The 18,107-nt window shown below is 60.4% G+C and carries 15 protein-coding genes; 11 read left to right on the top strand and 4 right to left on the bottom strand.

Translation table 11 applies throughout. From position 1 onward, the window contains the following. Nucleotides 1–42 precede the first annotated feature (42 nt). Genes HMPREF3149_RS11160 through HMPREF3149_RS11150 form a run of 3 tightly spaced genes read left to right on the top strand, consistent with a single transcriptional unit; the run spans nt 43 to nt 3,013 of the window. Nucleotides 43–825 carry a phosphoadenylyl-sulfate reductase gene (locus HMPREF3149_RS11160; protein ID WP_070538209.1) on the top strand — a complete coding sequence of 261 codons (783 nt, stop codon included), beginning with the start codon at nt 43–45 and terminating at the stop codon, nt 823–825. Continuing rightward, nucleotides 825–1,721 (top strand): sulfate adenylyltransferase subunit CysD, encoded by an 897-nt coding sequence (cysD, locus tag HMPREF3149_RS11155; protein ID WP_070538207.1) that lies wholly within the window; start codon nt 825–827, stop codon nt 1,719–1,721. Before HMPREF3149_RS11160 ends, cysD begins: the two co-directional genes overlap by 1 nt. Further along, a complete protein-coding gene (locus HMPREF3149_RS11150) occupies nt 1,721–3,013 on the top strand; it encodes a sulfate adenylyltransferase subunit 1 (protein WP_070538205.1) in 1,293 nt (430 codons plus the stop codon). Before cysD ends, HMPREF3149_RS11150 begins: the two co-directional genes overlap by 1 nt. Nucleotides 3,014–3,034: 21 nt before the next feature. On the opposite strand, the gene HMPREF3149_RS11145 is transcribed toward HMPREF3149_RS11150, so the two are convergent. Continuing rightward, entirely contained in the window at nt 3,035–3,679 is a 645-nt protein-coding gene (locus HMPREF3149_RS11145) for an LppP/LprE family lipoprotein (RefSeq protein ID WP_070538202.1), read from the bottom strand. 59 nt (nt 3,680–3,738) lie between these two features. Next, entirely contained in the window at nt 3,739–4,230 is a 492-nt protein-coding gene (locus HMPREF3149_RS11140; RefSeq protein WP_070538200.1) for an LppP/LprE family lipoprotein, read from the bottom strand. A 110-nt stretch (nt 4,231–4,340) separates the two neighbouring features. Between HMPREF3149_RS11140 and HMPREF3149_RS11135 the strand changes: the two genes are divergently transcribed. After that, nucleotides 4,341–4,907, top strand: coding sequence for a nucleosidase (locus HMPREF3149_RS11135; RefSeq protein WP_070538198.1), 567 nt, complete (start codon nt 4,341–4,343; stop codon nt 4,905–4,907). A 126-nt stretch (nt 4,908–5,033) separates the two neighbouring features. Here HMPREF3149_RS11135 and HMPREF3149_RS11130 read toward each other — a convergent pair whose 3' ends face one another. Next, complete coding sequence (locus HMPREF3149_RS11130) at nt 5,034–6,329, bottom strand: AI-2E family transporter (protein WP_070538196.1); 1,296 nt, start codon at nt 6,327–6,329, stop codon at nt 5,034–5,036. Between the two features lie 51 nt (nt 6,330–6,380). Continuing rightward, a complete protein-coding gene (locus tag HMPREF3149_RS11125; protein WP_070538194.1) occupies nt 6,381–9,824 on the bottom strand; it encodes a bifunctional proline dehydrogenase/L-glutamate gamma-semialdehyde dehydrogenase in 3,444 nt (1,147 codons plus the stop codon). 849 nt (nt 9,825–10,673) lie between these two features. Between HMPREF3149_RS11125 and HMPREF3149_RS13195 the strand changes: the two genes are divergently transcribed. The 7 genes from HMPREF3149_RS13195 to grpE all read left to right on the top strand — a co-directional run bounded on the left by HMPREF3149_RS13195 (nt 10,674) and on the right by grpE (nt 18,077). Then, complete coding sequence (locus HMPREF3149_RS13195) at nt 10,674–11,402, top strand: LGFP repeat-containing protein (RefSeq protein ID WP_246820003.1); 729 nt, start codon at nt 10,674–10,676, stop codon at nt 11,400–11,402. A 29-nt stretch (nt 11,403–11,431) separates the two neighbouring features. Further along, nucleotides 11,432–12,175, top strand: coding sequence for a hypothetical protein (locus HMPREF3149_RS13465; RefSeq protein ID WP_141741522.1), 744 nt, complete (start codon nt 11,432–11,434; stop codon nt 12,173–12,175). Further along, nucleotides 12,172–13,242, top strand: a complete 1,071-nt coding sequence (locus tag HMPREF3149_RS11115) for a hypothetical protein (RefSeq protein ID WP_070538190.1) — start codon at nt 12,172–12,174, stop codon at nt 13,240–13,242. The genes HMPREF3149_RS13465 and HMPREF3149_RS11115 overlap by 4 nt, the downstream gene beginning before the upstream one ends. Nucleotides 13,243–13,252: 10 nt before the next feature. Then, a complete protein-coding gene (locus HMPREF3149_RS11110; RefSeq protein ID WP_070538189.1) occupies nt 13,253–14,293 on the top strand; it encodes a hypothetical protein in 1,041 nt (346 codons plus the stop codon). A gap of 63 nt (nt 14,294–14,356) precedes the next feature. Further along, nucleotides 14,357–15,025: a hypothetical protein gene (locus HMPREF3149_RS11105; protein ID WP_070538187.1), complete on the top strand. Its 669-nt coding sequence runs from the start codon at nt 14,357–14,359 to the stop codon at nt 15,023–15,025. Nucleotides 15,026–15,524: 499 nt separating this feature from the next. Then, entirely contained in the window at nt 15,525–17,369 is a 1,845-nt protein-coding gene (gene dnaK, locus HMPREF3149_RS11100; protein ID WP_070538185.1) for a molecular chaperone DnaK, read from the top strand. A gap of 3 nt (nt 17,370–17,372) precedes the next feature. Continuing rightward, on the top strand, nt 17,373–18,077 hold the full coding sequence (grpE, locus tag HMPREF3149_RS11095) for a nucleotide exchange factor GrpE (protein ID WP_070538184.1): 705 nt from the start codon (nt 17,373–17,375) through the stop codon (nt 18,075–18,077). The last annotated feature ends 30 nt before the right edge of the window (nt 18,078–18,107 follow it).

Raw genomic sequence — 18,107 nt, 5'->3', positions numbered from 1 at the left:
CAGGGCTGCGCGCCGTCCCCAACGGCCCTAAAGTGAAATGCCATGACCGAATCCATCAACCTGCTGGACGGCGGCGAGTACCGCGACCCCAGCATCAGCCCCGAGGGCACGCGGGACACAGCACCGCTCGACCCCGCGGTGGCTCAGCGCAACCAAGAACTCGTCGACGAGTGGGCCGATAAGCTTTACGACGCCTCCGCCGAGACCATCACCGAATGGGCCGCCGAGCACGCGCCGGGCCGCCTCGCCGTGACGATGTCCATGGAGAACACAGTTCTGGCGGAGCTCGCCCACCAAGCCAAACTCGACGCCGACCTGCTCTTCATTGACACGGGGTGGCACTTCGAGGAGACGTTGGGGGTGGCGGGGGACGTCGAGAAGCGCTATGCGGACCTGCCCCTGGTGAGGGTCCTGCCCATCCTGAGCCCCGAGGAACAGGACAAGGTGTACGGCCCGCGCCTCTATGCGCGTGACACTGCGGCCTATAACCGCATGCGCAAGGTCGAGCCGCTCAACATGGCCATGGACCCCTACGTTGGCTGGGTCACCGGGCTGCGCCGCGCCGATTCCGAGCACCGCGCCACCGCCCCGGCGCTGAGCCTGGACCGCACCGGCCGGCTGAAGATTTCCCCGATTATTACGTGGGACCTTGAGCAGACCGATCAGTACATCAAGGACCACGACCTCATCATCCACCCACTAACCCTCAAGGGCTACCGGTCCATCGGCTGCGCGCCGCTGACCTTCCCGGTAGGCGAGGGGGAGGACGCGCGCTCCGGGCGCGTCTTCGCTGACGGCAAGACAGAATGCGGGTTGCACGAATAATGACTCTTTCACCACACCTTAAAGACCTCGAGAACGAATCCATCCACATCCTGCGCGAAGTAGCCGGACAATTCGACAAGGTTGGCCTGCTCTTTTCCGGCGGCAAGGACTCCGTCGTGGTCTTCGAGCTGGCCCGCCGTGCCTTTGCGCCGGCGACGGTTCCTTTTGAGCTCATCCACGTCGATACCGGCCACAACTTCCCGGAGGTCATCGAGTTCCGCGACCGCCTCGTTGAGGAGTCCGGCGCGCGCCTACACGTAGCCCTGGTCCAAGACTGGATTGACCGCGGTGACCTGCAGGAGCGCCCTGACGGCACGCGTAACCCGCTGCAGTCCGTGCCGCTGGTGGAGACCATTGCCAACCGCGGCTACGACGCCGTCCTGGGTGGCGCGCGCCGTGACGAGGAGCGCGCCCGCGCCAAGGAGCGCATCTTCTCCATCCGCGACTCCTTCGGCGGCTGGGACCCGCGCCGCCAGCGCCCCGAACTGTGGGACCTCTACAACGGCGGCAAGATGGCCGGCGAGAACGTTCGCGTCTTCCCCATCTCCAACTGGACCGAGTCCGACATTTGGGAGTACATCGGCGCCCGCAACCTCGAGCTGCCCTCTATCTACTACTCCCACCAGCGCGAGGTGTTCAAGCGCAACGGCATGTGGCTGACCCCTGGTGAGTGGGGCGGGCCGCGCGAGGACGAAGAGTTGGAAACCCGCACCGTGCGCTACCGCACCGTGGGTGACATGTCCTGCACCGGTGCCGTGGAATCCACCGCCTCCACGACGGATGAAATCCTCGCCGAAATCTCTGTGTCTACCCTCTCCGAGCGCGGTGCCACCCGCGCCGATGACAAACTGTCCGAGTCCGCCATGGAGGACCGCAAGAAGGAAGGCTACTTCTGATGACGACTACCACCGCGCCGAATGTCGGCGCGCTTAAGCAGCGCGACACCCTCTGCCTGTGCACCGCCGGCTCCGTCGATGACGGCAAGTCCACCTTCGTCGGCCGCTTGCTCTATGACACCAAGTCCGTGCTGGCGGACCAGGTGGAATCCATGGAGCGCTCCTCCGCCGACCGCGGCTTTGACGGTATGGATCTTTCGCTGCTCGTCGACGGCCTGCGTGCCGAGCGCGAGCAGGGCATCACCATCGATGTGGCCTACCGCTACTTCGCCACGGACAAGCGCACCTTCATCCTGGCTGATACCCCGGGCCACGTGCAGTACACGCGCAACACGGTCACCGGTATGTCCACGTCCCAGGTGGTGGTGCTGCTTATCGACGCCCGCCATGGCGTCGTCGAACAAACCCGCCGCCACCTCAACGTCGCAGCGCTTCTGGGCGTGCGCCACGTGGTGCTGGGCGTGAACAAGATTGACCTCGTGGACTATGACGAGGCCACCTTCCGCGCCATCGAGTCCGAGTTCAACGAGATTGCCGCGCGCCTGGGTATTACTGACTCCGTGGCCGTCCCGATTTCGGCGCTCAAGGGCGACAACGTGGTGGAGCGCTCCTCCACCATGGACTGGTATGAGGGCCCGACGGTTCTCGAAGTCCTGGAGACCGTCCCCGTGGCTTCGGGGCGCGCCGATGACCTGGATTTCCGTTTCCCCATCCAGTACGTCATCCGTGAGCACGCTTCTGATTACCGCGGTTATGCCGGCCGCGTGAAGGCGGGTTCGGTTTCGGTGGGCGATACCGTCAGCGCCCCGGGTGGGCGCACCACGACCGTCACCGGCATTGATACCGCCGACGGCCCGCTTGCGGAGGGCGAATCCGCCACGGCGGGGGACTCGGTGGTGCTGTTGCTTGCCGACGACATCGACCTCGCCCGCGGTGACCTCCTCGCCGGATCCGAGCGCCCCGAGGCCGTGCGTGAATTTGCCGCCACCGCGGTGGTGCTCACGGAAAAGGATCTCACCCCGGGCCAGATGCTCAAGCTGCGCTACGGCTCTGACCTGGTCAAGGCCCGAATCGCGTCGGTGGACCGCATCCTGGACCTCGACGGCGTGGCTGACAACGAGGCTCCTGAGAAGGCCACGCTCAATGACATCGCCTACATCACCGTCCAGACCCAAGCGGAGCTGCCAGTTGAGGATTACGCCGCCCGCGGCGCGGTGGGCAACTTCCTGCTCATTGACGCCTCCAGCGGCAACACCGTGGCGGCGGGTTTCGTGGGACAGCGGCTGCGTTAGGGGCGGACGCGCGAAAAGCGCTTAGCCTACCGGCGGGACGTTGCCGCTCATGATGACCTTCTGCTGGGCATCGTCCCAGCGGAAACCGGCCTCCGTCGTTCCGGTGTGTCCCGCATTGGATTCACCCTCGCGCGGCCAGTGGTACGTCACAGCAATCTCATTGCCGCTGACCTGCTCGATGGTGGGGAAGAATCCGTAGGGCTCGGCGGTCGCGGTGCCAAGGTATTCGCCCTTGTGAAAGAGCATGATGTGGAACGGCGAGGAGGACGTTCCTCGCTCAATGGTGATGATTTGCCAGCTCAGGTCTGCGCAGGGATCGAAGTTCGCGAAATCCACCAGCGTCCAGTTGTTGTCCTTCCACGGTGGAATCGTGCCAATTCCTGATTCATAAGCGGCGTGGGCGTCGATATCCTGGCAGGATTCCGTGTCCTCTTCTTGTGCCGGGGACTCGGCAGGAAGCGTCGGTGAGGCGCCGGCGGCCGGGGACTCCTCCGCGGGGGCATCAGTACTTTCTGCGTTATCCGGGGTGTTGTCCGTCGCGCTGTTCTGGACGGTGGCGAACACGGGCGAGTCCGACGTGTCCTGCGCTGCGTCGTCGTTGGAGCAGGAAACGAGCGGGAGGCAGATAAGGGCAGCACCCATGAGAGCACAACTGCGCTTGAGCATTGATGTTCCTTCCTTAAATTGTGCGCCTCATCTACGGCGCACGACTGGCTCTATCTTATCTAGCCCATCGGCGGAACATCGCCGCTCATGATGACTTTCTGCTGGGCCTCGTCCCACCAGAAGTTCGCCTGCGACTGACCCGTCGGTGTGGCATTGGCATCGCCTTCTTGTGGCCAGTGGTAGGTCACGGAAATCTCGTTGCCATTGACCCGCTCCACGCTGGGGAAGAAGCTATAAGGCTCAGCGGTGGCGGTGCCGAGGTAGTGGCCGTAGTGGAAGAGCATGATGTGGTGCGGCGAGGAAGCCGTTGCGCCCTCGATGGAAATGGTCTGCCAGCTTAAGCTCGCGCAGGGATCGAAGTGGGAGGAATCAACCAGCGCCCAGTTGTGGGCATTCCACTGCGGAATCTGGGCGATGTTGTCGTTGAAAGCCGCCTGGGCGTTTCCTGCCTCGCAGACTACGGGGCTGGCCTGGGCTTCTGCAGGGCTGCTGCATGCCATAAGGGGGAGGCAGAGCAGTGCGGCTGCGGCGAATACTCGTGGGGTGAACATGGTGTTCTCCTTTCTGAGGTCTCGGTGTGGTTCCAGACCCTACAAGCGGCCAGGGCCCCGGACTAGAGCCGCGGAGAACATTCCTCGGGGCACCGGGTAGTCTCGCAGGCATGGAGAATGTCTTGTTTGTTGCCGCCGTTGACGCCGAAGCCTCCCACGTCCCGGAGGGAGCGCCGCTGCTCATTACGGGTATCGGCACGGTTCCGGCCGCGATTGAGCTCACCAACGCGCTGGCGTCCGCGCAGGTGCTGCCGGAGCGCGTCATCAACATTGGTACGGCGGGCGCGCTTGTCGACGATCACTCTGGCGTCTTCGAGATCTCCCACGTGAGAAAGCACGACTTCCACCTGGACGTGCTCAGCGATGTCTCGCGGTACCTCCTGCCGGAGGTCATCGAGTTGGAGACCTCCGGAAAGCTGCCGACGGCCACGCTGGCCACGGGTGATTCTTTTATCTCGGACACTAAGACCCGCACGCGGCTGGCGGAAGAGTCGCAGCTGTGTGACATGGAAGGCTACGCCATCGCGGCGGTGTGCAGAAAGTTTGGGGTGCCGTGCACGTTGCTCAAGCAGGTGTCGGACACCGCCAATGAGGAGTCTTATGGCACGTGGGCCTCTGTGCTGGACCGCGCGGCGGAGGAGCTGGCAGAGGCCTTCGACACGGTGTCCGCAGACTAGGCCCTACATATGGAAAGTGCCCTAGTTGCCACAACCATTGCTCCCGCCGCGGGTGGTGGGGGAGAAGTTTGGCAACTAGGGCAGTAGCACGGCCGAGAAAGCTCGAGCCATGCGCCGGTTGTGTGGCTAGCGGGCGCCGCTGGCCTCAAGGTGCTCGTAGAGCTCCATGACGGTGTCGTGGCCCTCTGACGTGGAAATCTTAATGTTCTTGGCTTCGATCTCACCGGCACGCAGGCTGGCCATTTCCTGGTGGTAACGGAAAACCACGGCAATCGTGGCGGCGACCGGCACGGCGAGGAAGGCACCGATGATGCCGGCGAGGGCGGAGCCTACGGTCACGGAGAGCAGCACCATGGCCGCATGCAGACCCATGGCCTTGGACTGGAGCATCGGCTGGAGGACGTTGCCCTCCACCTGCTGCACGATGACGATGAGCGCCAAGGCCAGTAGGGCCTTGGTGAGGCCGTCGGACACCAGCGCGATGATGACCGCGAGAGCGCCGGCGGTGACGGCGCCGATGACCGGGATGAAGCTGGCGAAGAAGGTGACCACGGCAATGACCAGGGCCAGGGGGACCTGGAGGGCCCAGAGGCCGAGGCCGATGAGGATGCCGTCGACGGCCGCGACGGCCGCCTGGGCCTGGATGAAACCGGACAGCGTATTCCACACGCGGGTCAGCAGCTCAGTGGCGTGCCAGCCGGCGGAGTAGCCGGTGTAGGTACGCAGCCAGGGCAGGAATTTGTCGCCATCCTTGAGGATGAAGAAGGCCACGAAGAGCATGATGACGATGGCCATGACGATGGAGCTGGCAATCGACACACCGGAAATCACGCCGGTGGCAATCTGGGAGGCTTGGCCCTTGAGGAAGGTGATGACGTCATTGATCACCTCCTGGACTTGCTCGGTGTCAATGTCGACAGGCAAGTCTTTGGCCATATCGCCCAGCTTGTTGAGGCCGTCCTCTGCCTGGCTCACCAGCGCGCCTCCCTGGGAGGATACGACTGGGGCCATCGCTGCGAAGACGCCGCCGATGATGGCCAAGAAGCCGAGCAGCGTGGTGATGGCAGCCAGCGCGCGGGGGAATTTCTTGCTCCGCAGCCACGCCGTGACCGGGTACAGGACGGTGCACACCAGGATGGCCAGGATGACCGGTAGTAGGCCTACCCAGATGAACTTCAGCAGGTAGCCAGCCAGGCCGACGCCTGCCACCACGATGATGAAGATCAAACACACCTTGGCCAGGGAGATGGCGTCGCGGCCGAGGACGCGGGACTTGTCGTCGGTTTCCGAGGGGTGGATGGTGGCATCTTCGCTAACTGGTGTCGCCGCAGCGCCCGAGGTGCGGGGCTGCGGCGCGGTGGTGGCCTCGTCGGCCAGGGAGTCAGTGCCCGGCAGGGCACCGTCGCCGTTGTTTTTACTCATGCGCTATATCTTTGCACACAAGATATCTGTGCACATAAGCAGAAGAAACGACTATGCGCGGATGCTGCCAACCTCACGGATGATGCCGAAGCGGTGCATGGTCACAGACACTGCCTGCTCGAGGAGGAAGGGGAGGAGCTCGCGGCGGCCGTCGGCAAGCACAGGCTGGTCCAGCACCACGGAGTTGGACTTCACTGCGGCCTCGTACACTCCTGGCTCCACCGAGCCGACCGTGCGCACGCGGCCGGACTCCAAGCCCGCAACCTCACGGGTGAAGGCCTCCAGCGCCACGCCATCCACGCCGAAGCCCAGCTCACGCAGCTCCGCAGCCTTCTCCGGGGCAGCGCTGAAGCGAACCGGGGAGTTGGTGCGGGTGGCAGCGAGGGCGAGACGGGCAATGTCACGTAGCGAGGCATCCGCCCCAATGCGCACCTGCAGTGGGGTGAGCGCCGGACGGTAGCGGAAGACGTTGGCCTCGCAGACCAGGCCAGCACGGTCGTGATTGCGGCCGAACTCCTGCTGCCAGGCCAGCTCGTCGAGCTCCGCAGCGCGCCACAGCCAGGCGGTGTCTTCATCAGACAGCGACAGGACATCGAAGGCGCGCAGCTGGGCAGCCACCGGCTGGGAAATGTCGACGTCGAAGGGGCGCAGCGGACCATCGGCCCACGTGCCGAACTGCGCCACGTAGTTCGGGCCGCCAGCCTTGGCACCCGGGCCCATGACGGACTGCTTCCAGCCGCCGAAGGACTGGCGCTGCACAATCGCGCCGGTGATGCCGCGGTTGACGTAGGCGTTGCCCACCTCAACACGGTCGAGCCAGAAATCAATCTCATCGTTATCCAGCGTGTGAATGCCGCCGGTGAGGCCGTAGCCGGTGGAGTTCTGCCACTCGATGGCCTCCTCCAGGGTCTCTGCGTGCATGATGCCCAGCACCGGACCGAAGCACTCATTGACGTGGAACCAGGAGCCCGGGCGCACGTTATCGCGGATACCCGGGGACCACAGAGTGCCCTCCTCGTTGAGCTTCTTCGGCTTGATGAGCCACTTTTCACCCGGCTCCAGCTGGGTAAGGCCGCGCAGGAGTTTCTCACCCGGGGCCTCGGCCAGGCCGTTCATCGTGGTGGTGATGTCGTGGCCGGGGCCGGGGATGAGGGTCTCGACGGCGTCGACAAGCTGCGAGCGCAGACGCTCCGACTCGCCCGCCGCACCGACGAAGATGACCAGCGAGGACGCCGAGCACTTCTGGCCGGAGTGGCCGAAGGCAGACAGGTAGAGATCCTGAATGGCCAGGTCCGGGTCCGCCGAGGGGGTGATAATGAGGGCGTTCTTACCGGAGGTCTCCGCCATGATGTTCATCTGCGGGTCCCAGGAGCGGAAGAGCTGGCCGGTAGCGGAGGCGCCGGTGAGGATGACGGCGTCGACATCCGCGTGGGAGATGAGCGCGCGGCCGGCATCAGACTCATCGGTGAAGACGAGCTGCACCAGGTCCGGGTCGAGGCCCTGGGATTCCAGCGCGGTGCGGAAGGCATCCACGACGAGCTTCGCACAGTGCACGACCTGTGGCGCAGGCTTGATGATGACGGCGGAACCAGCGGCGAGAGCTGCGGCAATACCGCCGGTGGGGATGGCCACGGGGAAGTTCCACGGCGGGGTCACCACGGTGACGCGATGCGGGGAGAACTCGGCGGCGTAGCCCTCAAGAAGGCGCGCGGACTGGGCGTAGTAGGTGCAGAAGTCGATGGCCTCAGAAATTTCAGGGTCGGTCTGCGTGACGGTCTTGTTGGCCTCATAAGCGGCCACGGAGATGAACTCGCCGCGTCGATTGGCCAGCTCATCGGCCACGGCCTCTAGGGCACGGGCGCGGTCCTCGGCGTCGCGTGCGCCCCAGTCTGCACCCAGTTCGGCGGCGCAGGCCACGTGCTTGTCGACGTCCCCCGCATCCGTCACCTGCTCCACGCCATGCGCGCCGGGGTCGGTGCCCAGAGCCTGGATGGCCCACTCGCGGTTGGGCTCCAGGGCCGGGTCGGTATCCGGCTCGTTGGCAAAACGTCCGGTGCGCGGAGCCTGGCGGCCGGCTGCGTGCGTGGCTTCCTCCAGGCGGTTCTGGGTACGGCGAGCACCGGCGAAGGTGTCCCAACGGTTGTCTACTGCCTTGCGGAAGACGGACTCCTGGTCCTTGAGCGCCTGCTCTTCCGGGGCGAAGAGGGCGTAGAGGAAGTTCTGCGGGGCGGCGTTCTCCTCCAAGCGGCGCACGAGATAGGACACGGCAACGTCGAAGTCCTCCATATGCACCACCGGGGTGTAGAGGATCTGGCGGCCCTCGAAGGCCTTGCGCACTGCGGCCTGCTGGGCCGGGGACATGCCCTGGAGCATCTCGGAGTCCATCATGGACAGCACGCCACGCTTCTTACCCAGCTGGTAGGCAAAAGCCGCGGTGTAGAGGTTGTGGGTGGCCACGCCGATGCGCACAGCACCATCGAACTCTGGGCGCAGGATGTAGTCGAGCAGGCGGTAGTAGTTAGCATCCACCTCATCCTTGGTGGAGTACGGCGCGGAGGGCCAGCCGTGGATTTCTCCCTGGACGTGCTCCATGGAGAGGTTGGCGCCCTTGACGATGCGAATCTTGATGTGCGCACCACCGTCAGCCACGCGCTGCTTGGCAAACTCCGCCAGGTGTGCCAAGGCGTCGAAGGTGTCCGGCAGGTAGGCCTGGAGCACGATGCCGGCCTCGAGGTTCATGAATTCCGGTTCGCTGAGGAGCTCGGTGAACAGGCGCACGGTGAGGTGGAGGTCGTGGTACTCCTCCATGTCCAGGTTGATGAAGACCTTGTCCGGGCGGCGCACGGCGGCTTCATACAGCGGGCGCAGGCGCTCCTTGAGGCGGACCAGCGATCCCTCGATGTCCCACGGGTTGAGCTGGGCCACCATGGAGGAGGCCTTGACAGACACGTACGTCACGCGCGGGTTCTGGATGAGCTTCAGGGTGCGCTCGGCGCGGGAGCGGGCTTCCTTATCACCAAGCACGGCCTCACCCAGCAGGTTGAGGTTGAGCTGCTCGCCGGACTCGGCAGCCTTGTCGAGGGTCTTGTTGAGAGCCTCGCCTTCGGCGTCTAAAACCAGGTGGCCCACCATCTGGCGCATACGCAGGCGCGCCAGTGGCATAACCAAGTTGGGAAGGATGGGGCCGAAGAAGCCGCCCAGGCCCACCAGCGAGCCGTTGATGAGGCCGAGGAAGGACGCGTCATAGGAGGTGGTCACGGACTTCAGCGCTTGGGCGGCCACCTTGTCATCTTCCGGGCGCATGACGCGGTCGACGAAGTCCATGGTGAAGGCCACGCCATCCGGGTTGCGCAGCAGGTCCGCGAGCTGCTCGGTGGCGGGGTCCTGCTCATCGGCGGTGGAAGCGAGCCAGGAGTGGGCTTGGGCCGCGGAGGCGTCGACAAGCGCGGCGTCAATATCGGTGGACTCGGGTACAGGGGTGTTGGCGTTCGTCATTGGGATTCCTTGTGTGTCGGTGCTGGTCAGGGCTGAATATTAAGCCCGGCGGACCGGCGGGCGGTCGCCATCACGACGTGTGCGGAGAACGGGAGAAATCATCGGATCCGTGTCCCTTTTCAATGAGTGCTGAGGTGTGACAACACTGGCGCGAAAGGTGTGTCACATCGAATGTGCGGACAGTATATGAAATCCCCATCACTTAAACCAGAACGGGGGTTGTGATGCGAGCGGGGGTGCTGGGGCGAAGCGCCGCAGCGGTCATACGCGTCCAGGTCCCACGGGTGCGTGGGCGCTGTGGGGTACGAAAATCAAGAAAGGAATGAGGAAAGCCCGTTTCTTATTGTACCGGCGGCCGATCGCTTAAACGACGAGTCCGCGTCTGAAAAATGCGCACTGCCTGCCGTTTCCTTTCTTATCCGATGGTGGGGCGACCTATGGCGCGCAGCCATCGAATGTGATACTGGTCAAAGTAGTTCAGAAAAGTAATCTTTCCACGATGGGGGCGGGGAGGGGGACCCCCTCGGGCGTGGGCACGATCCACTGTGGCGCACATTGGTCTAAATGTTGGGGGAGCCTTATGGCGTTGGCATGGATGTTGGCAGACAGGCACTTGGGCCATATGGGAGGCGACTGCCCAATATGTGCATAGTCGGATAAGTGGAAGCGTCTGGATGAACGCAGGCGATAAGTGATGGTGCATTTTTGGTCTATGGCTACTGTGGGGGTAGGCGAAATTGGACGAAAGGTCTCAAAATGAGGCTTGTTACCCCCGCATGCGGGGGGGGGAGACGGGGATTCTTTGCGGTCTGCCGCCTCGTTGAGGGTGGACTGGGTAATAATTACTGCGTGTTGAATATCTCTCTTAGGCGAGGATATCTTGCCTCTCTCATTGCTATTTTTTTCGTTATTGCTTGCGTAGCGACTGCACAGGCAGACGTCTTTCATCGCTATTGGATTCGCGGACCTATTTATGAGGCGTACGTCCGCCTCGGAGGTCATGGATTTTTCGGTGATGCTATTCGTAATGAAGCTCAGCTTCCTGATGGTGGCAAGTTTCAAGAGTTTCACAAGGACACATCGATCTATTGGCATCCTGATGCAGATAGTGGAATTGCGCATCAAATAGGAGGGGCCATTAGGGGGAAATGGGGTCAATTGGGGTGGGAAAAAGGACGCCTCGGTTATCCGGTAACTGATGAGTTGTCTCTGCCGAACCGAGAGGGAAAATTTAACCATTTTCAAAATGGTTCGATTTATTGGTCGCCAGAGACCGGGGCTCATGTTATCGACGGCCGCATTCGCGAAAAGCGCCCCGATTTACAATTCAGGGTTAATAAAAACATGGAAGATACAGGGGATGTGAACCTCGGCCTTTACAAAAACGGAATCTTTACTGAGTTTGATTCACGCTCGAGTAATCGAGCTTTTGGTCATGGAGGAAGCGCGCTCTTTGCTAATCCTGGCGGAACGGTTTTGCTGGTGGGGTTAGATTCTTCAATGCTGTCGAAGCAGGCGCAGGAGGCACTGAAAGATTATGCAGAACGAGTAGCGCAGGAGGCCAAAGCGAAAGGATGAGTGGAGCTGGAAATGGAAAGGACAATACAGTGAAGAAACCAGAGTATATATTTGAATGTGGTAAGGGAATCTACGACTATGTCACTTTTGTTGACTGTGATATTGAGGAGGCATGGGAGCATTGTATTTCGAGGTGTATCGGCGATCCGGAGATCTTGGCTCAACCTCTGCCGTTGCGTGATGGGGGCGTTGAAGCGTGGAAAAGGGATACTCGCGAGGAGCTAGAGAAAGCTCCTGAGCAAAGGGTAAAGCGAATCTTGACTGAAACGTCAGCTCCTGGTTGGTGTGCATTTGTAAGACCAGCCGTGGTGGGGGAGCCTACTCCTCGGTATGACCGGTATTCGCTGTGTTGTCCAAGTCCTGGGATCCATCTAACTCCCTGGGCGAGGTATATAACTGCACAGTATATTCGAGAAGAGGATACGAGAAAATCACGTTCAATCATGATTAACTACACGGATCGTCGGCGGGAGGTATTTTTTCAAGGTGGCATGATTGGTGACCAATTTGCGGCCGAGGTGCAGAGGGGGGTGGACAGTTTTCAAGACTCCCTCTGGGTTGACAACCCTAGGCGACGGGTGCCCTCATGGATTAATTGGGACCACGATATGAGCTTTGAGGGCAGAGGGTTTGCTCAGTTGAAAATTGAGCAGATTCGGCTCATGCTTGGCCGCCAAGGGATTGATTGCAGTGATGAAGAGTTGTTTTGTGGTCGCTTCCGTCAAGTAGGGGGATGGGATTTTAAGAAATCTTTGAAAGAGGCAGTGGAATGACGTTCAATTTTGGGCAACTCCCAGTCGGTAAAGATGTTTGTTTTGTGCGAACGACTATTGAAAATGTCGAGCAAGCATTTATGGAATATCCCTATGCCGGAACTCACCACATGACTGATGACTTTCAGTTAGGAAAGAAAGAGTGGGAATCGTTGTATGTTGGGGAGTCGACGGTGGATGATTGGTGTAGGTTGCTTCTTCCACAGAATTTTTTGCATTCCGTCATGTTCATTGATGTCGATCTTCCGGGATGGGTTGCCGTTGTTTTATGTGAGCCTTTCCCGCTTGGAGTGGATTGGGGCTATAAGATAGCCGATTTGGATATTCGTAGAAGTCGATCAGTTGGTATTCCGGATGACGGTGTGGTCGGCATTCAAATCGGAGGTTGGCCTGGTGCGCGGCGGCACCGCTCCCTCCTTGGACTCGATAAGGCCGACAGACTTTTTGTCACGGTTACGGGAATGGTTGATAAAGGATATGATCCACCTCCATTTGGTTATTACGATGATCTTACGGTTGCCAGGTGGACTTTTGAAGCGTGGGGGATGGAAAAGTATGAGGGCTTAGACTCCCCGGTGTGGCGGGATATGGATAGGGAGATGAAGCCTCCGGCTATAACCGAGGAGTTTAAAGGGCGGCGTGAAAGGATGTTCCACTATGAGGTCGCGGGACGGTCGGCACCGACGTCTGTATTTTTTGATAGCGATGTTGTATTTTTTGATAGCGATGGAAATCCAACGAATGGATACGGAGAAGAGGATAGCTACAATACCAAGCTTCTAGATGAGATACTGGACCGCGTTCCGTTCGATTATCGTGGTCATGAACGTTTCAATGAGTTCTTTTCTACTGCACACGTTGCGCGGTGGCTGCGTGAGGGTTATGGGATTCGCTGGGATGATCCGGAGTTCTATTCCGGTAAGACATTGGTATATGCGGCTGTGGAACCTGAGGTATCGAGCCTTGACGCCATCACAAGTCCTCGAATGCCAATCGAAGAGTTTCGCGCTCTGTGGAAGATCGATACGGATAAAGTAAATGACCTCATCTCACGTGGAAAATTCTAGGGGGACTGCCATGATTGATACTTTTGCAGCTACGCGCCCGGTTATTGCCGCGCTGAGCTATTTGGGCTATAAATTTATGATCGTGCCCGTTGATGATGAAGGCGGTGCCTATTTCCAAATCCCCACACCTTTGTCGACGGTGTACATTCGGCACGTACCGGGCACCGACATCATTATGGGTGACATCGTAGAGACTCAATTTCCGGAGTCAGCTATGCGAGCGGACTATGATCGTGTCGCGCAACAGCTTCGCGAACTGCCTTTTGCTGTCTTTTTCCTCGTGGATGAACAAACCCCCGCTGGAGTTAAGATAGCGCTGCGAGCCATGCTCCGTCTCGAGTCGGGGTGCACCTGGGAACAGGTGGTTTCTTTCGTACGAATGCTCGTCGAAGTGGGGGAGCACAGGTTTGCACAACTCCGCAAGGCTACGTGGGAGATATCTCCTCTGACGGAAGATGTATTCGATCTGGAGACAGCGGAGATTAATTCCGTCGTTAAACTGCCGGAAGAATTCCGCTCTCCGGCGTTCGGAATTTCACATGAACCAACATCTCCGGTGACAATGGCGCGGCTGCGCGAATACTTGGATGGAGCTGGGGCTGCGGTCAGCGTGATTAATGAGACCATGCTGCACGCAGAATTGGATGATGCCTATACCTTTTCCTGGGAAAGGTTCGCAGCACGCAACGGTGAGATAGAAACTCTGCGAATTTCGACAGCGGGCCCGCTCGCGGAGCCGACACGGCGAGGTTGGCTATCTAAACTATCGCGGCGTTCTGTGGCGTCGGCGGATGAGATTTTCGCTCGCCTGAAAGACAAGGACATCGCCCCAGTGGAAGAACGATTTGCCCAGTATGCCCCGGCAAGTCAACTTCATTGTGAAGGTGACCAGCTTCGCATTGCGCGTAGTCTCGATATCACCGAAGGTTGGGATGAAACGCAACTGGCGGTGGCGATGTATCGCGCGACGAATGAACTCTTGGAAAGTTGGCAGATTGCGCAGAAGTTGATGAGCCGTCACCTTGATGGCCGCAGTCTTGACTTGGCGTAACAACGTGGACGTGGCGAAGTAGGACGCCGCGACTTTATAGGACTCTGAGAATGGAGAAGCACTATGTCTATTGATTGGAAACAGTTTGGACTCCCGGATCCGATTGGAGAGCTGGCGCATGGGGGTCACACCATCTATACATTTGATTCGGGGTTGCCTGAGTATTCAGTGCTTGATGAGTTGCATGAGCAAGGATTGCACGGTGCCCTGTGGGCAATGTGGAACGAGAGTATTGATCCCGATGATGTCGAAGAAGAGGACCTTGCTCTGGTTGGTGGATTGAAGGAGTACAAGGAATTCATCGGGCACGAGGATGAGGCGCTCGCAGCGTTTGGCTTGAATCCTGACCTCTCGGTGCGCGCTGAGGCTGAGGTTGATGAGCCGTCTGTCTGGACTGATCCGGGGGATATTTGGGAAGAGGAAATTGCCAATTCTCAATTTGCGGTGGTGGAAGGATCGGTAGGACAGGCGGCAATGACTATGTCCTGTACAGCCTGTGCGAATGTTCTTCCACTGGGAGCCCTGGGACATGTGTTTGATGCTCTGGATACTCGTTTCGGTGTGCAATTGCTGGGACTTGGGGACCAAGAACTCCCAAATGTGATTGTCCGTTTCCCCAACGTTGACGGGCAGCGCGAAGACATTGTGGCGGCCTTGAGCGCTGTTGCCGATTGGTTCGATATCTATGAGGAGCCGAACGGGGCGCTGCAGGCAAACCTGTGCTGGGATTAATGCAGATTGGCGTTGAAGTGCGCGGGGTACTTGCGTCGGGAGGGCGGGGCGAGATGTTCCTAAAAGGTGGTAAGGCTCGCGCACGCATCTGTCGGGCGCTTCTCAGGGTGAAGAAGTGCCTACAGTCGTTGCACCTGACTTTCACAATTTGTCTTAGTCCGTGAAAGTCCGTTCAGCCTAACCTAACCCAGGGACACCGCGCTACTGAAAGTTAGGATGCATTGCCTGCCGTGTCTCGGGCGCGGAAATCGGGGTTTCGGGGAGGAAGCGTGTGCAGATTTTTCATAGGTTGACCAGCCATGTTGTGGGCGTGGATAAAAAACTTGAGTGCGTCGGGAACAACTTTTGGGGACTTGGCGTTGTAAGGGTTGAGTGACCGGCGCTCAGGTTTGGATGACTTTGAGTGCTGCTTCTGTTAGAGTCGCTGACTGGACGCGGCAGAAGTTGAGTCGCGCACTATCAACTTAAAACAAACCCCAACACGCAAGGAGAAAAGATTATGGGACGCGCAGTAGGAATTGACCTTGGTACCACCAACTCGGTTGTATCCGTGCTCGAAGGTGGCGAGGCAACCGTTATCGCTAACTCCGAGGGTTCCCGCACCACCCCGTCCGTCGTGGCTTTTGCCAAGAACGGCGAGATCCTCGTCGGTCAGTCCGCCAAGAACCAGGCGGTCACCAACGTTGACCGCACCATTCGCTCCGTCAAGCGCCACATTGGTACCGACTGGACCATCGATATCGATGACAAGAAGTACACCCCGCAGGAGATTTCCGCCCGCACGCTCATGAAGCTGAAGCGTGACGCCGAGGCTTACCTGGGCGAGGACGTGACCGACGCCGTCATTACCGTCCCGGCTTACTTCGAGGATTCCCAGCGCCAGGCCACCAAGGAGGCCGGCCAGATTGCAGGCCTGAACGTCCTGCGTATCGTGAACGAGCCGACCGCCGCCGCACTGGCTTATGGCCTGGAGAAGGGCGAGCAGGAGCAGACCATCCTGGTCTTCGACCTCGGTGGCGGTACCTTCGACGTCTCCCTGCTGGAGATTGGTGACGGCGTGGTTGAGGTCATGGCTACCGCTGGTGACAACCAGCTCGGTGGTGACGACTGGGACCAGCGCATCGTCGATTGGCTCGTCGATAAGTTCAAGGCTTCCCAGGGCGTTGACCTGACCAAGGATAAGCGCGCTGTCCAGCGTCTGCGTGAGGCTGCTGAGAAGGCCAAGATTGAGCTGTCCTCCTCCCAGTCCGCCAACATCAACCTGCCGTACATCACGGTCGATGCTGAGAAGAACCCGCTCTTCCTGGACGAGACCCTGTCCCGCACCGAGTTCCAGAAGATCACCCAGGATCTGCTGGACCGCACCAAGGCTCCGTTCAACCAGGTCATCAAGGACGCTGGCCTGTCCTTGTCCGAGGTTGACCACGTGGTCCTCGTCGGTGGTTCCACCCGTATGCCGGCCGTGTCCGACCTGGTGAAGGAACTCACCGGCAAGGAGCCGAACAAGGGCGTGAACCCGGATGAGGTCGTGGCCGTGGGTGCTGCCCTGCAGGCAGGTGTCCTGCGCGGTGAGGTTAAGGACGTGCTGCTTCTCGACGTCACCCCCCTCTCCCTCGGCATCGAGACCAAGGGTGGCGTGATGACCAAGCTCATCGAGCGCAACACCACCATCCCGACCAAGAAGTCTGAGACCTTCACCACCGCTGATGACAACCAGCCGTCCGTGCAGATTCAGGTCTTCCAGGGTGAGCGCGAGATGGCTTCCGCTAACAAGCTGCTCGGCTCCTTCGAGCTCGGTGGCATTGCCCCGGCACCGCGCGGTATCCCGCAGATTGAGGTCACCTTCGACATCGACGCCAACGGCATCGTCCACGTGACCGCCAAGGACAAGGCCACCGGTAAGGAAAACACCATCAAGATTCAGGATGGTTCCGGCCTGTCCCAGGAAGAGATCGACCGCATGGTCAAGGACGCTGAGGCACACGCCGAAGAGGACAAGAAGCGCCGCGAGGAGCAGGAGACCCGCAACCAGGCAGAGTCCACCTCCTACCAGACCCGCAAGTTCATGGATGAGAACTCCGACAAGCTGCCGGAGGACCTCAAGACCCGCGTGACCGAGGCTGCTGACGCCGTCGACGAGGCCCTCAAGGGCGATGACATCGAGGCCATCAAGTCGGCCGTCGAGAAGCTGGGCACCGAGTCCCAGGAGCTGGGCAAGGTCCTGTACGAGGCCCAGGCTGCTGAGGCAGGCGCCGAGGGTGCCGCTGCTGGTGAGGCTGCTGGTGACCCGAACGTCGTCGACGCCGAGGTTGTCGACGAGGACGACGAGAACAAGGAGAAGTAAACCATGACCTCCCCTCAGGACCCGGGCAACCCGGCCAACACCGACCCTGAGGCAACCTCCGCCGACGCCGCGGAGGCTGCCGCCGCCGAGGCCGCTGCTGCCGATGGTGCTGCTGACGAGGCCGCTGAGGCCCAGGCTGACGCCGCGACCGCAGGCACCGCTGAGGCTGAAGCCGCCGTGGATGATGCCGCACGCGACATCGCCGAGGAAGAAGCGGCTGACCCGGCTGCCGATGCTGCAGAGAATTCCCTGGAAGCTCAGCTGGCTGAGCGCACCGAGGACCTCCAGCGCCTCAATGCGGAGTACACCAACTACCGCCGCCGCACCGAGCGCGACCGCCAGGCCGTGATCGAGACCACCAAGGCCAAGGTCCTGGCAGATTTCCTGCCTATCCTTGATGACCTGGAACTCGCACGCCAGCACGGTGACCTCAACGAAGGCCCGCTCAAGGCCATCGCGGACAAGCTCAACGGCGTGCTCAGCAACAACCAGCTGGTGCCTTTCGGTGAGGAAGGCGATGCCTTCGACCCCGAGGTGCACGAGGCCGTTCAGGACCTCTCCACTGGTAATGAGCAGGCAGTGGGCACGGTGCTGCGCCCTGGCTACAAGGTAGGCGAGCGTGTTGTGCGTACCGCCATGGTGATTATCGCCGACCCTGCCGGCCAAGCAGAGTCTGCTTCTCCGGATAGCCCGGATAGCGCAGAATAATGGCAGATGGTGGCGTCAGGGTGTTTCTTC

Origin of the sequence: Corynebacterium sp. HMSC05E07, assembly GCF_001807225.1 — a bacterium.
Taxonomy (GTDB): domain Bacteria; phylum Actinomycetota; class Actinomycetes; order Mycobacteriales; family Mycobacteriaceae; genus Corynebacterium; species Corynebacterium singulare.
The sequence above is the reverse complement of the archived record's forward strand: the minus strand, read 5'-3'. Positions and strand labels throughout refer to the sequence as shown.

Coding starts and splice junctions, on each gene's coding strand:
- HMPREF3149_RS11160 (WP_070538209.1), top strand. CDS start 43: ATGACCGAATCCATCAACCTGCTGGACGGCGGCGAGTACCGCGACCCC.
- cysD (WP_070538207.1), top strand. CDS start 825: ATGACTCTTTCACCACACCTTAAAGACCTCGAGAACGAATCCATCCAC.
- HMPREF3149_RS11150 (WP_070538205.1), top strand. CDS start 1,721: ATGACGACTACCACCGCGCCGAATGTCGGCGCGCTTAAGCAGCGCGAC.
- HMPREF3149_RS11145 (WP_070538202.1), bottom strand. CDS start 3,679: ATGCTCAAGCGCAGTTGTGCTCTCATGGGTGCTGCCCTTATCTGCCTC.
- HMPREF3149_RS11140 (WP_070538200.1), bottom strand. CDS start 4,230: ATGTTCACCCCACGAGTATTCGCCGCAGCCGCACTGCTCTGCCTCCCC.
- HMPREF3149_RS11135 (WP_070538198.1), top strand. CDS start 4,341: ATGGAGAATGTCTTGTTTGTTGCCGCCGTTGACGCCGAAGCCTCCCAC.
- HMPREF3149_RS11130 (WP_070538196.1), bottom strand. CDS start 6,329: ATGAGTAAAAACAACGGCGACGGTGCCCTGCCGGGCACTGACTCCCTG.
- HMPREF3149_RS11125 (WP_070538194.1), bottom strand. CDS start 9,824: ATGACGAACGCCAACACCCCTGTACCCGAGTCCACCGATATTGACGCC.
- HMPREF3149_RS11115 (WP_070538190.1), top strand. CDS start 12,172: ATGACGTTCAATTTTGGGCAACTCCCAGTCGGTAAAGATGTTTGTTTT.
- HMPREF3149_RS11110 (WP_070538189.1), top strand. CDS start 13,253: ATGATTGATACTTTTGCAGCTACGCGCCCGGTTATTGCCGCGCTGAGC.
- HMPREF3149_RS11105 (WP_070538187.1), top strand. CDS start 14,357: ATGTCTATTGATTGGAAACAGTTTGGACTCCCGGATCCGATTGGAGAG.
- dnaK (WP_070538185.1), top strand. CDS start 15,525: ATGGGACGCGCAGTAGGAATTGACCTTGGTACCACCAACTCGGTTGTA.
- grpE (WP_070538184.1), top strand. CDS start 17,373: ATGACCTCCCCTCAGGACCCGGGCAACCCGGCCAACACCGACCCTGAG.